This window comes from Streptacidiphilus sp. MAP12-33, assembly GCF_041261265.1.
GTDB lineage: Bacteria > Actinomycetota > Actinomycetes > Streptomycetales > Streptomycetaceae > Streptacidiphilus.
Window position 1 is genome coordinate 75,204 of record NZ_JBGCCA010000006.1, and the last position, 13,500, is coordinate 88,703.

The 13,500-nt window shown below is 74.0% G+C and carries 9 protein-coding genes; 4 read left to right on the forward strand and 5 right to left on the reverse strand.

What is annotated here, in order from left to right; translation table 11 throughout:
• Positions 1-567 precede the first annotated feature (567 nt).
• Positions 568-3,345: a PQQ-binding-like beta-propeller repeat protein gene (locus tag ABH931_RS08520; protein WP_370111461.1), complete on the reverse strand. Its 2,778-nt coding sequence runs from the start codon at positions 3,343-3,345 to the stop codon at positions 568-570.
• A gap of 349 nt (positions 3,346-3,694) precedes the next feature.
• On the opposite strand from ABH931_RS08520, the gene ABH931_RS08525 reads away from it, so the two are divergent.
• Both ABH931_RS08525 and ABH931_RS08530 read left to right on the forward strand, forming a co-directional pair.
• Positions 3,695-5,092, forward strand: coding sequence for a class I SAM-dependent methyltransferase (locus tag ABH931_RS08525; protein WP_370111463.1), 1,398 nt, complete (start codon positions 3,695-3,697; stop codon positions 5,090-5,092).
• 148 nt (positions 5,093-5,240) lie between these two features.
• Entirely contained in the window at positions 5,241-5,888 is a 648-nt protein-coding gene (locus ABH931_RS08530; protein ID WP_042364995.1) for a TetR family transcriptional regulator, read from the forward strand.
• Positions 5,889-6,119: 231 nt separating this feature from the next.
• On the opposite strand, the gene ABH931_RS08535 is transcribed toward ABH931_RS08530, so the two are convergent.
• Both ABH931_RS08535 and ABH931_RS08540 read right to left on the reverse strand, forming a co-directional pair.
• Complete coding sequence (locus tag ABH931_RS08535) at positions 6,120-6,590, reverse strand: nitroreductase family deazaflavin-dependent oxidoreductase (RefSeq protein WP_370111464.1); 471 nt, start codon at positions 6,588-6,590, stop codon at positions 6,120-6,122.
• A complete protein-coding gene (locus ABH931_RS08540; RefSeq protein ID WP_370111466.1) occupies positions 6,587-7,972 on the reverse strand; it encodes an acyl-CoA dehydrogenase family protein in 1,386 nt (461 codons plus the stop codon). The genes ABH931_RS08535 and ABH931_RS08540 overlap by 4 nt, the downstream gene beginning before the upstream one ends.
• Positions 7,973-8,152: 180 nt before the next feature.
• Between ABH931_RS08540 and ABH931_RS08545 the strand changes: the two genes are divergently transcribed.
• Together ABH931_RS08545 and ABH931_RS08550 are read left to right on the forward strand one after the other, a co-directional pair.
• Positions 8,153-9,373: an acetyl-CoA acetyltransferase gene (locus ABH931_RS08545; RefSeq protein ID WP_370111467.1), complete on the forward strand. Its 1,221-nt coding sequence runs from the start codon at positions 8,153-8,155 to the stop codon at positions 9,371-9,373.
• A gap of 131 nt (positions 9,374-9,504) precedes the next feature.
• The gene (locus ABH931_RS08550; protein ID WP_370111469.1) at positions 9,505-10,785 is read left to right on the forward strand and encodes a hypothetical protein; all 1,281 of its coding nucleotides are present in this window, start codon (positions 9,505-9,507) and stop codon (positions 10,783-10,785) included.
• Here ABH931_RS08550 and ABH931_RS08555 read toward each other — a convergent pair.
• Both ABH931_RS08555 and ABH931_RS08560 read right to left on the reverse strand, forming a co-directional pair.
• Entirely contained in the window at positions 10,769-11,716 is a 948-nt protein-coding gene (locus ABH931_RS08555; RefSeq protein ID WP_370111471.1) for a beta-ketoacyl-ACP synthase III, read from the reverse strand. The two genes, ABH931_RS08550 and ABH931_RS08555, sit on opposite strands and share 17 nt — an antisense overlap.
• 110 nt (positions 11,717-11,826) lie before the next feature.
• A complete protein-coding gene (locus ABH931_RS08560; RefSeq protein WP_370111473.1) occupies positions 11,827-13,194 on the reverse strand; it encodes a L,D-transpeptidase family protein in 1,368 nt (455 codons plus the stop codon).
• Positions 13,195-13,500: the final 306 nt, after the last annotated feature.

A 13,500-nucleotide genomic window follows, 5' to 3' on the forward strand; every position in this document is an offset into this window, starting at 1 on the left:
GCGGGCCTGCCGCGTGGGCGGCCACAGGACGAGGGAGGCCCGCCCGGCGGGCAGCCGCAGGACGCGAGAGGCGCCCACCTGAGCCGGCGCACCGCACCGGAAACGCCCACACGGCGCACCACCACGCGGCCACACCACGTGAATGGCCACAAGGACGCGCCAGGCAGCCGCAGGACGGCCAGGCCGCGTCAGCGGCCGCAGGACGAGGGAGGCCCGCCCGGCGGGCAGCCGCAGGCGCGAGAGGCGCCCACCTGAGCCGGCGCACCGCACCGGAAACGCCCACACGGCGCACCACCGCGCGGCCACGCCACGTGAATGGCCACGGGACGCGCCAGGCAGCCGCAGGACAGCCAGGCCGCGTCAGCGGGCGGCAGGAGCGCGAGAGGCGCCCGCACGAGCCGCCACACGGCACGGGCCTGCCGCTTGGGCGGCCACATGACGAGGGAGGCCCGCCCGGCGGGCAGCCGCAGGGCGCGGGAGGCGCCCGCGGGCCCCCTGTGGCGCCGGTGAGAGGTGCGGGCCCGGCCCCCTGGATGCGGGAACGCGTCCAAGGGCCCGGGGCCGGGGTCATTCGCGGGTTGTGGCGGTGCCGCGGGCGGCGTCCAGGGCGTAGACGCAGTGGTCCTTGCTGCAGGCGAAGACGCGCCCGTCGGCGGCGACCGGGGGGCCGGTGATCTCGCCGCCGGTGTCCAGCTTCCAGCGCAGGCGGCCGCTGGCCAGTTCGACGGTGTGCAGGGAGTGGTCGCGGCTGCCCAGGTGGACCAGGCCGTCGGCCGTCGCCGGAACGCCGGCGAGCTCCGCGCGAGCGGCGTAGCGCCACAGTTCGGCCCCGCTGCGGGCGTCGAACGCGTACGCCGTGTCCCCGCTGCCCACCAGGACGGTGCCCTCGGCCAGGACGACCGGCTCGGCGCCCTGGCGACCGCCGGTGCGGGCGTGCCAGCGGACTGAGCCGGTGGCCGGGTCCAGACCGAAGACCGTACCGAGGTAGTCGGCGACGAAGACCCCGTACTCGCTCACCGCGGGCGAGGTGAACAGCACCACCGGGGCGTCGAAGCGCCACCGCTCCGCGCCCGTCTGCTCGTCGACCGCGTAGACGCGCGCGCCGCTGCAGAGGAAGAGCACGCCGCGGTGGAGCACCGGCCGGGACGGGACGTCCTCGCCCAGCGGCAGCGCCCACTGGAGCTGACCTGTCGTCAACTCCACGGAGCGCAGGCATCCCCCGCCGTAATAGTAGACCGAGTCGCCGATGACGCACGGGCCGGAGGCCGGGTTCTCGTAGGCCTGCTGGGCGTCCCGCGCCTGCCACATCTCGCTGCCGTCGATAGCAGAGCGCACGTGGACACCGCCGCCGCGGGTACCGGCGACGAGAGCGCCGCCGGCCGCGTCGAGGGTGTAGGTCCAGCCGTCCAGCGCGACCCGCCAGCGCTCGGCGCCGTCCGCGGCCTGGAGCGTGAAGAGGTTCGGCCCGTCGGCGGCGTGGACGCGGCCGTCGGCGACGGCCAGGGCCCAGGCGACGCTCTCGGTGCGGAAGCGGCGACGGCCGCTGGCGATGTCGAGGGCGTGGACGCCGAAGCTGGTGATGTACAGCGCGCCGTCCGAGACGATCGGCGAGCCCCACACGTCGTGGGACATGCGAAAGCGCCACGGGCGCCACGGCGCGTCGGGCGCGGCCTGCTCGACGGGCGCGCCCGTCGCCGGGGCGGTGGGCGGGAGGGGCGCGGACGGGACCGGGGCCTGCGAGGGAGCCGGAACGCCCGGGAGGGCCTGTGCGGGGGCGCCGGACGCGCTCGGGGCGGCGTGGGAGCCGCCCTGGCGGACCCAGCCCGTGGTGGGCGGCGCGACCGGCTCCGCGGACGGTCCGGTGGGCAGCCGGACCCCGGGGCCGATCGGCGCGGCCACGCCCGGCAGGTGTACGACCGGCCGCGCGGTCGTCGCCGCCTCCGGCGGAGTCGCGGGCGCGGGAACGGGCGGGGTCAACGGCGTGGGCGCGGCGTGCCGCCCACCCGCGGGCGCGGACCCGTCCCCACCGGGAACACCGGCGCCTGCCTGACCGGCGGAGGGGGCATAGCCCTGCGGCGCGCCGGCCTGACCGGCGCTGCCCTGGTAGCCCGGACCCGGCTGCCCCGGCTGAGCACCCTGGCCCGGGTGGCCGGCCTGGGCACCCTGCCCGTGCTGACCACCCTGACCGGGCCGGCCTGCCTGCCCCGCGCTGCCGCCGCCCTGATAGCCGAGCGCGCCGGCTCCGCCCTGCGGCCCGCCCTGGCCGCCCTGGCCGTGCTGACCACCCTGGCCGTGCTGGCCGTACTGCCCGGCAGGACCGCCTTGGGCGCCCTGGGCGCCCTGGCCCGCGTACGCGGCGTTCTGGCCCGGCTGGCCCGGCTGTCCCGGCCGGGCCGGGAAGGCGCCCTGGGCGGGCCGGGCCGGGCCTGAGGACGGCGCGGCCGGGGGCGGGGTACGGCGACCCTTCATGCGTTCGATCAGGGAGAGCGCCGCCGGCGGCAGGTACTCGCCGTCGTCGCCCGAGCCGTCGCCGGAGCCGTACAGGTGCGGGGCGAGCTCGGCGGCGATCTCGGCCGGGAGCGGGCGCCGCTCGGCCGCCGTGCGCATGCAGGCGCGGACCAGGGGGGCCAGCTCCTCCGGGAGGCCGGAGAGGTCCGGGGGCTCGCGGAGCAGCATGAACACCGTCTCCACGGGGTTGGCCCCGTGGTACGGGGGGTGGCCGGTGGCGGCGAAGACCGTCAGCGAGCCGAGCGAGAAGACGTCGGAGGAGCCCTTGACGCCGCGGCTGTCGCGGGCCTGCTCGGGCGACATGTAGGCGGGGGTGCCCACGGCCACGTTCGTCATGGTCAGGCGGGTGTGCGAGACACCCGCCGCGATGCCGAAGTCGATCACGCGGGGGCCGTCCTCCGTGATCAGCACGTTGGACGGCTTGAGGTCGCGGTGCACCAGGTTGGCCGCGTGGATGGACTGGAGCGCCTCCGCGATTCCGGCGATCATCCAGCGCACGGTGGTGACCGGCAGCGGGCCGTACTCGGTGACCAGGTCCTCCAGCGAGGGCGCCGGGATGTACGCGGTGGCGAGCCACGGCACGGCCGCGTCGGCGTCGGCGTCGACGACCGCTGCGGTGTAGAAGCCGCTGACCGTGCGTGCCGCCGCGATCTCGCGGGCGAAGCGCACCCGGAAGAGCTGGTCCTCGGCCAGCTCCGCCCGCACGGTCTTGATGGCGACCCGGCGGCCCGCGGCGGAGCGCGCCAGGTAGACCAAGCCCATTCCGCCCGCGCCGAGCCGGCCCAGCACCTCGAAGGGCCCGATCCTCCTGGGATCGTGCGCCGTCAGCTGGTCCACGTCCTCAGCACCTCCCCGTTGGGTCGTCAGCGCCGCCGGCAGGAGAGCAGGACAGACGCAGCACTGATTCTCCATGTCCGGACGCCCCACAAGCCAACCCGTCGCGAAGGACATGAGCCACACCCTCGCCACGAGGGCGCCACGAGGGCGCCACGGGCACGCCACAGTGCGGCAACCGGGCGGCGCACGAGCGCGACGCGCGGACCAGTGCGTGTGAATGCGCCCCTGAAGGGAAGACGCGATCTAGATTGGTGGATGCAACAACCTCTCGCGCCACCTGTCCGCGTGACCCTCCGCGCCGACCTCCCGCACCACCTTCGAGCGGCCTGACGATCCTCGAGGAGTCGTGATGAGCGACAGTGCCCATGACCTGTTCACCCTGCTGACCGAGTTGCTCGGCGTCGAGCCGCCGTTCCGCGTCCGAACCTGGGACGGCGCGGAGGCGGGACCGGCGGACGCGCCCGTGATGGTGCTGACGGACCGCAGCGCCCTGCGGCACCTGCTCTGGGCGCCGAACGAGCTCGGGCTGGTCCGCGCCTACCTCTCCGGTTCCATCTCGCTGCCCGGCGAGGACGACGATCCCGACAACGTCGAGCTCTACGAACTGCTCCGGCGGATCGGCCGGCTCTCGGAGGGGCGGCCCGACCTCGCGCTGCGACCGCTCACGCTGAAGTCGGCGCTGACCCCCGGCGACCCCCGGGCGCTGTTCGGGCCGGAGACCCGCCGGATGGTCGCCACGGCCCGGCGGCTGGGCATGCTCGGGCCGCGGCCGCCGATCCCGCCGGAGGAGATGCGGCACTCGCGCGGGCCGGTGCACACGCTGCGCCGCGACCGGGCGGCGATCAGTCACCACTACGACGTCGGCAACGACTTCTACCGGCTGGTGCTGGGGCCGTCCATGGTCTACTCGTGCGCCTACTGGCCTCCGGGGACGACCACGCTGGAGGCGGCGCAGGAGGCCAAGCTGGACCTGGTCTGCCGCAAGCTCGGGCTGCACCGCCTGGGGCCCGGCGCGCGGCTCCTCGACGTCGGCTGCGGCTGGGGGTCGATGCTGCTGCACGCCGCGCGGCACTACGGGGTCTCGGGGGTGGGGGTCACGCTCTCCGCCGAGCAGGCGCGGCTGGCGCGCGAGCGGATCGCGGAGGCGGGTCTGACGGAACGGCTGGAGATCCGGCTGCAGGACTACCGGGAGGTCGATGACGGGCCGTTCGACGCGATCTCCAGCATCGGCATGGCCGAGCACGTGGGCGCGGCGATGTACCGGAGGTACGCGCGGACCCTGTACGGCCTGCTGCGGCCCGGCGGGCGGCTGCTCAACCACCAGATCGCCCGTCCCCCGGGCACTGGGGGGAAGCCGTACCGGCTGAGTCCGTTCATCGCCGCCTACGTCTTCCCCGACGGTGAGCTCGCCCCGATCGGCAGCACCGTGGCGGCGCTGGAGGAGGCGGGGTTCGAGGTCCGCGACGTGGAGTCGCTGCGCGAGCACTACGCGCTGACGCTGCGCCGGTGGGTGGCCAACCTGCAGGAGGACTGGACCCAGGGGGTCAAGCAGGCGGGGCTGGGCCGGGCCCGGGTCTGGCGCCTGTACATGGCGGCGTCGGCGCTCGCCTTCGAGGAGAACCGGATCGGTGTCAACCAGGTCCTGGCCGTCAGGACCGGCCCGGAGGGCGCCAGTGGACTCCCGCTCAGCCGTGGCGCCTGGCTGGAAAGCGACCCCGTTCGGCCGGAAGGGGACGGCCACGCCTGACTGCCGTGGAACGGCCCTGCGGAGAGAGTGGCTGATCAGAGGCTTGCCGGAGCCTTGGGAAAGCCCCGGCGGAGGCTTCGTCAGCCTGACGGCGCATTCACATTTCCCGCCGAATAGCGCCCGGATCTTGCCACGGTAAACTGACGGCATGACAGGACAAGTTCGCACCGTCGATGGGCGTGTCGCCGGGCGTCGTGGACAGGCCACGCGGCAGAAGCTGCTGGACTGCCTCCGCGAAATGCTCGCGACCTCGCCCTACCGGGACGTCAAGGTCATCGACGTCGCCCGGATGGCGGGTACCTCCCCCGCAACCTTCTACCAGTACTTCCCCGACGTCGAGGGCGCTGTCCTCGAGATCGCGGATGAAATGGCCAAGGACGGCGCCGGTCTCAAGGACCTCGTCGCCGACAAGTCGTGGGTCGGCAAGGCCGGCTACCAGACGGCTGAGGAGCTGGTCGACGGCTTCCTCTCCTTCTGGCGCGACAACGAGGCCATCCTGCGTGTGGTGACGTTGGGCGCGGCCGAAGGGGACAAGCGGTTCTTCAAGATCCGCATGAAGATCCTCAACGCCGTGACCAACTCCCTCACCGACTCCCTCAAGGCCATGCAGGCGTCCGGCAAGGCGGACAAGTCGGTCAGCGCACCGGCTGTCGCCGGTTCGCTGGTCGCGATGCTGGCCGCCGTCGCGGAGCACCAGAAGGGGTTCGACTCCTGGGGCGTCAAGGCCAAGGAGCTCACACCCAACCTGGCTCTGCTGGTCTACCTCGGCATGACGGGCAAGAAGCCCCCGAAGTAGGCCCTACCAGGCCGTCCAGCCACAACCACATCACAACGGAGCCGTGGGGCCCGGTCGCCTGTCCGCCGGCGTGAGCGCCGGGGCTGTGCCTCGGGGGAGGTAGGTCCTGCGCGCCCACGGTCCGTGCCACTCGGGCGGCATCGTCGATGACCTGACGATGCCGCCCTCTTCTTTTCCTTGGTTTTCCTTTGCTCTGAGCACCTGCCTGTGGCTGCACCTGCCCGGGGGCGACTATCCGCGCGGCTCCAGGCGGAAGACCCGGATCTCGCGCTCCACGCGGGCCTGGTACTGGGCGTACGGGGGCCACATCCGCAGTAGCGCCGCCCAGGCCTCCGCGCGCTCGTCGCCGTCGAGCAGGCGGGCCCGGACGGGCGTGGTGCGGCCGCGGTGGCTGACCACGGCGTCCGCGTCCGCGAGGAGGTTGCCCGTCCAGGCCGGGTGGGAGGTGCGCCCGAAGTTGCTGCCGACGACGAGGAACCCGTCCCCCTGCGGGAGGCAGGCGAGCGGCGTGGTCCGGGCCTCCCCGCTCCTGCGGCCGGTGGTCGTCAGGAAGAGCGAGGGCAGCATCCACTGACTCAGCATGAATTTGCCGCCGCTCAGCCGGTGCACCGCCTTGTCCAGGCGGGGCACGACCGAGGGGGCGATCCGGGCGAAGGTCGGCGTCGCCGACACCTTCTGCATCGCGCTCTCCAGCAGCCTCATCGAATGGTCGCCCCTCCTCCGTGGATCCCGGCCCCGGCCCCAGCACCGGCCCCAGCACCGGCTCCGGTCCCGCTCGCGGTGAGGACACCGGAGAGTTCGGCCGCGCGGGCGCGCAGCAGGTGCGGGGGGCCGAAGAGCAGCTCGTCGGCGGCCGCCCGCTTGAAGTAGAGGTGGGCGTCGTGCTCCCAGGTGATCGCGATGCCGCCGTGCAGCTGGATCGCCTCCGCTGCGGCGGTGCGCTGGGCGGTGAGGGCGTGGGCCATGGCGAGCAGCGCGGGGACAGGGTCCTCGGGCGCCGTCACGGCGGACCACGCGGCGTAGAGCATCGCCGAGCGGGCCGTCTCGACGGCGACGTAGACGTCGGCGAGACGGTGCTTGACCGCCTGGAAGGAGCCGATGGCCCGCCCGAACTGGTTCCGCGCCTGGACGTACTCGACGGTGCGGGCCAGCGCCTGGGCGGCCGCGCCGACGGCCTCGGCGGCGACGGCGACGGCCGCGAGGCGGCCGACCGCGGCCAGCGCGGGCGCGGCGTCCTTCGACGGGTCGCCGAGCGGACGGGCCACGACGTCGCGCAGCTCGACCCGGCCGACGCTGCGGGTCTGGTCGATGCCCGCGCTGCGCTCCCGCCGCAGACCCGTGACCTCCGCCCCAGCCGCGCCCACCGTACCCACCGCACCAGCCGTGCCCTCCGCACCCGCCGCACCAGCCGTGCCCACCGCACCCGCTGCGACGCCCGCTCCCGGGCCCGGCGCCGCGCCGGCGTCCACGGTGAACAGGACGGTGCGGCTGCGCGGGAACCCGCCCGCGTGGGCGGCCAGGACGAGCAGGTCGGCGCGGGCGCCGTCGAGGACGTGGGCGGCCTCGCCGTAGAGGGTCCACAGACCGTCGGCGGCGGGCTTGGCCTGGATGCCGCCGGAGCGGCCACCACCGGCCGGCAGGTCACCGAGGAACGGGCGCGGGTTGATGTCCGGCACGAGGCCGAGGGCGAGGGCGGGCGCGCCCGGAAGGGCGAGGGCGGCCGTGCGGGCGCCGGAGGCGAGCGACGGGAGCAGCTCCCGGCACTGCTCGTCGGTGCCGCAGGCGGCGATCGCCCCGGCGGCGAGGACGGAGCTGGCGAGCAGCGGGGAGGGCAGCAGGACGCGCCCGGCCTCCTCGCAGGCCAGGGCCAGCTCGACCGGGCCGAGGCCGGTGCCGCCGTGCCGCTCCGGCAGGGCGAGCCCGGCCAGGCCGGGCTGTTCGGCCAGCCGTCGCCACAGGTCCGCGTCGTATCCGGCCGGTGAGGCCGCCGCGGCACGGACCTCCTCCGGTCCGGCCTGCTTGGTGAGCACGTCGCGCAGGGCGCGGGCGATCTCGTCCTGTTCCTGGGTGAGCGCGGGATCCATGCCGCCTCCTGGGCTTCGCTTCCAGCCGCTTGGTCTGCATCCACATGCGTATTGCAGATCAGATCTGACGCCTCGTCATACTAGGTCGCAGTGCTCGCACCGCACAGGGGTGCGGGGACGCGGATCTGATGTACCGTCAGATTTATGACTGCTGCCGGTCCTTCCTCCGGTCCTTCCGCCATGACCACCGCCACCGGTCCGCTGCGGCACCCCGTGCCGGACGGCGACGTGCCGCGCCGGCGCAGGCGGGTGGCCGTCGTCGGGGTCGCGCTCAGCGACTGCGGGCGGGTGGACGAGGCGACACCGTTCCAGCTGCACGCCCAGGCCGCGCGCCGCGCCCTCGCCGACTCGGGACTGCCGAAGGACGTGATCGACGGGGTGGCCTCGGCGGGGCTCGGCATCCTGGCGCCGGTCGAGGTCTCCGAATACCTGGGGCTCCGGCCGACCTGGACCGACTCCACCTCCGTGGGCGGCTCCACCTGGGAGGTCATGGCCGCGCACGCCGCCGACGCGATCGCGGCAGGGCACGCCAACGCCGTGCTGCTGGTCTACGGCTCCACCGCCCGCGCGGACCTCAAGGCGCGCCGCCGCACCGCCGCGCTCTCGCTCGGCGCGCGCGGCCCGCTGCAGTTCGAGGCACCGTACGGGCACACGCTCATCGCCAAGTACGCCATGGCGGCCCGCCGGCACATGCACGAATACGGCACGACGGCCGAGCAACTGGCGGGCGTCGCGGTCCAGGCTCGGGCGAACGCCGCGAGCAACCCGGACGCGATGTACCGCACCCCGATCAGCGTCGACGAGGTGCTGGACGGGCCCATGGTCGCCGACCCGTTCACCAAGCTCCACTGCTGCATCCGCTCGGACGGGGGCTGCGCGGTGCTGCTGGCGGCGGAGGAGTACGTGCCGGACAGCCGGCACGACCCGGTCTGGGTCCTGGGGACGGGCGAGGCGCTCAGCCACAGCACGATGTCGGACTGGGAGGACTTCACCGTCTCCCCCGCCGCGGTGTCCGGGCGCCTCGCCTTCGAGCGGGCGGGCGTATCGCCGGGCGACATCGACCTCTGCGAGCTCTACGACGCCTTCACCTACATGCCGTTGGTGACGCTGGAGGACCTGGGGTTCTGCGCCAAGGGCGAGGGCGGCGCGTTCGTCGAGGCCAAGGCGGGCCGCCTGCTGCGGGACGGCGAGCTGCCCACCAACACCGACGGCGGCGGCCTCTCCGCCTGCCACCCGGGCATGCGCGGGCTCTTCCTCATCGTCGAGGCGGTCCGCCAACTCCGGCGCGAGTACGCCCTCTCGGCTCCGGACCGGCAGGTTCCGGGCGACCCCGAGCTGGCGCTGGTGAGCGGCACCGGCGGCTGGTTCTGCTCCTCGGGAACGCTCGTCCTGGGCCGCTGAGGCCCGCCCGGCGAGCGGCGCCGGATGTGTGAGCGTCACCATCATGGCAGCTCAGCGGGGGTTTGAGTAGGACCGACGGCACACGGGTGAACCGTTGTTCCGACGTGCCGTCAGGGCCGAACATCTCCGTCATGACTTCTGCCGAGAACATCCATCCCGACATGGTCATCCGAGCCCGAGTGAAGCTGCTGAACCCCGAACGCATCGGCCTGGCCGACCGGGTGTGGGCCTACCGCATCCTCGGTGCCGTCGAGCCCGGTTACCTGCCCCGGCTGGTGGAAGCCCTGGTGCCCTGGATCCGCGCCTGCACCGGCAACGAACACCGAATCGCCGTGACCCGGGAGGCGGTCGCCGCCGCGCGCCGGATCCACCCCTCGGAGCCCAAGCGGCTCGACCTCCTGTGCCAGGCGCTCGACCGCCGCCAGTCCGTGCTCCACGAGCTCGGCCGCCGTGGGGAAGGACGCGCCCTGCGTGAGGAGCTGGCTGCTCTCGGCCGACCCGGCCCGCTCGCGGTCACCCTGGCCGAGGAGGGGCGTCACGCGGAGTCGGCGGAGATCCTCGGCCGGCTGGCCGCGAACTGTCCCGCGTACGACTCCTGGCGTCACATCGCCTGGTCGGCCGAGCTGGAGGCGGCCGGGCGCCCGGCCGAGGCCATCGCCGCAGCCACGGCCCTCGTGGCACGGACGCGCGCCCGCCTGGAGTCGACGGGCGCCTCGCTGGCCATGCTCAGCTGGGAGCTCACCCATCTCGCGCGGTTGCTCGACGCCTTCGGCGCACCGGCTGACGGCCGGCCGGTCCGTGCGGAGATCCACACCTTGCTGACCGAGCTGGCGGCCACGGGCGAGCGCCGGAATCCGAGCAACATCCATGCGTGGTGGTGCGTCCTGCTCGGCGTCTCGGGCCGTGCCGACGAACCCGAGGCGTCCGGTGTTCCCTCACCCGCGTTCGGCGAGGACACACTCCAGTGGTCTCCCGGCATGCGTCAGGCCCACCTCGACGGCCGCCAGGCGCTGGCCGACGCCTGCGCCGACCTAGCCCCGCGGGCCGAGTCCGAACCGGGACGGCACCTGTCCTCGCTCGTGACCGCGCACCGCCGTCTCACCATCCGCGAGAGCTACTACTGGACCGGGCGCAGTCATCGCGTGAAGGAGCCGCTGGGGCCGTTCTTCGACCGGGGCGTCGAGCTCGCACGACGCCTGGCGACGGCGGTTCCGGGGGCGGGGACGGCCCCGTTGATCCGGGCCCTCACGGACCGGTCCGGTTTCCGTCTGGCCACACGCGAGTACGCGCCTGGCCTCACCGACTTCCGGGAGGCCGAGGAACTCCGTGCTGCCGGCGGCAGGGGTCCGGGCGAGGTGCGGCAGGCCAGGACCGGACACCTTGCGCCGACCGCCCTTACGGGCAGCGGATGACCTGGCCGGCGTAGGCCAGGCCGCCGCCGAAGCCGAAGAGGAGGGCGGGGGCGCCGGAGGGCAGTTCGCCGCGCTCGTGGAGCTTGGAGAGGGCGAGCGGTACCGAGGCGGCGGAGGTGTTGCCCGACTCGACCACGTCGCGTGCGACGACGGCGTCCGGGGAGAGACCGAGCTTGGCCGCGATGGCGTCGATGATGCGGAGGTTGGCCTGGTGCGGGATGAAGGCGGCCAGCTCCTCCGGGCGGACGCCGGCGCGCTCGCAGGCCTGGCGGGCGATCGGGGCGAGCTGGGTGGTGGCCCAGCGGAAGACGGTCTGGCCCTGCTGGGTGATGGTCGGGTCCCAGCCGTCGATGCGGACGGCGTCGCCCTTGGCCGGGTCGGAGCCCCAGACGACCGGGCCGACGCCCTCGAAGCCGTCGTCGGTCGCCTCCAGGACCGCGGCACCGGCACCGTCGCCGAAGATCACGCAGGTGGTGCGGTCGGTCCAGTCGAGGGTGTCGGACATCTTCTCCGCGCCGATCACCACGGCCCTGCGCGCCGCACCCGCGCGCAGGGCGTGGTCGGCGGTGGCGAGGGCGTAGGAGAAGCCGGAGCAGACGGTGTTCACATCGAACGCGGCCGGGGCCGGGATGCCGAGGCGGGCGGCCACCTGGGCCGCGGTGTTGGGACTGCGGTCGATCGCCGTGCAGGTGGCGACGACCACGAGGTCCACACTGTGCGCGTCGAAGCCGCTCGCGGCCAGTGCCTTGGCGGCCGCGCGCGACGCCATGTCGGCGACGGTCTCGTCCGGACCGGCGATGTGCCGCGTGCGGATGCCCACGCGGGTGGCGATCCACTCGTCGCTGGTGTCGACCCGAGCGGCCAGCTCGTCGTTGCTGAGCACCTTGGACGGCTGGTAGTGACCCAACGCGACGATGCGGGAACCTGTCATGGCTTCCACTCAAGCCGATTACCGATGGGTCGCCCGAGGAGGCTTGGCACAGGATCCATCGATAGGAGCTGTAGATCCCGGACAAACCATCACCTCGTGCGACAGTCGCGTCACTGTGCGAGTGACGCCGCGTCCCCCATCACGATGACCGGGTGCTTCGCCGGATCCAGCGCCTGGAGCAGGGCGCGCATGTCGCTCTTGGCGAGCGCGACGCAGCCGTGCGTCGGGCCGCCGTGGTCGACGTGGACCCAGATGCCGCCGCCGCGCGAGGCGCCCATCGGGCGCTCCGGGCTGAGCGGGGAGGTGCCGGGGATGTGGTTGTAGTTGATGGCGACCACGTAGTCGAACGCGTCCGCCAGCGACTCCCCCTCGAAGCCCGTGCCCGGCGCCTGGAAGGCGGAGGAGCGCAGGTAGGGGAGCTTGGTGCCCGGATTGGCGTCCAGGCCGCCGGCGTCGGTGAGGGAGTAGACGCCGATCGGGCTGTGCAGGTCGCCCGCGTGGTGGTCGGTGGTCCAGCCGTCCTTGGCGTTGCGGGCGGCCCAGCTCGGGCCGGCCAGCCAGCCGCCGCCGGCCGTGCGGGTGTAGAGCACGGCAGTGCCGGTGTTCTGGTTCTTGCCCTTGCCGGTGACCAGCAGCACCTGCTGGGTGTTCGACGGGATCTTGGCCAGGAATGCCTTGCCCAGGCCCGGAAGCTGCTTGAGGGCCGCGGCCGGGGTGGCGCGGTCGACCGAGCGGGAGGCGTCTCCGTCCCCGGTCCGGCCCGCGACCGGCACGGCCGAGGTGTCGGACTGCGCGGCGGCGACGGGTCCGTGGTGCGGGTTCATGAACCCCGCTACCGCTATCACCGCGACGGCGGCCACCGAGCCGACGCCGAGGAAGCCGTTGCGCATGCGGCGCTTGCGACGCGTTCTGGCCCGCGCGGCGGCCCGCGCCTGGGCGCGGGAGGGACGCGGCCCCTGGCCGGTGGCGGCGCCGTGGTTCCCGCCGCGGCGCGGCGCGCCCCCGAAGGAGTCGGCGGCCGCCTGGGCGGACGCGGCCCGGGAGGAGGCAGGGGAGGCGTACGCGCCGTCGTCGTAGGAGTCGTAGGAGGCGTACGCGCCGTCGTCGTAGGAGTCGTACGAGCCGTAGGACGCGTCGGTGGCGTAGCCGCCGGGCGAAGCGTGGGAGCCGTGCGAGGCGTGGGAGCGGCCGTCGTGGTCCGGCTCCGGATAGCCCGTACCGGCGTAGCTCTGAGCGGCATGGCCCTGGGACGTGTGGCCCTGAGGGGCGTAGCCGTACCCGTAGCCGTCGGCAGGGGAGCCGGAACCGTCCGCGTGCCCGTGCCCCGTCGCGTGGTCGTAGACGCTGTCCGCAGAGGAGCCGCCGTAGGAGCCGTCGTCGTACCCGGTCTCCTGGTACGGCGCGTCCTGGTACCGCGCGTCGACGTGCGGGGCGGGCTCGGGGCGGGCCCCGGAGCCGTGGCGGGCGTGACTGGGCATAGCTGGATCCTCGCAGGTGGTCGTCGTGACGCGGACCGGGTGAGCCGCCGGCAACCACCTCTCAGGCCGTCCGCCCGCACCCTGCTGTGCAGGCGTCACCCGCGTCACGGTACCCCCATCGAGTGAGGGGGCCCGGCAACGCCGTGCCAGGAAACATCCGATTCTGAGTGCCGATCAGCCCGCGACACGCCGGAACCCGCCAGGGTCGACCTGCTCCGCCGCAGCACAGCCGACGCTCAGCCCACAGATCACCCGATGTGTCTAAGGTCACAGGCAACACACAGCGTCAGGCTTCGGAGTGGGCCC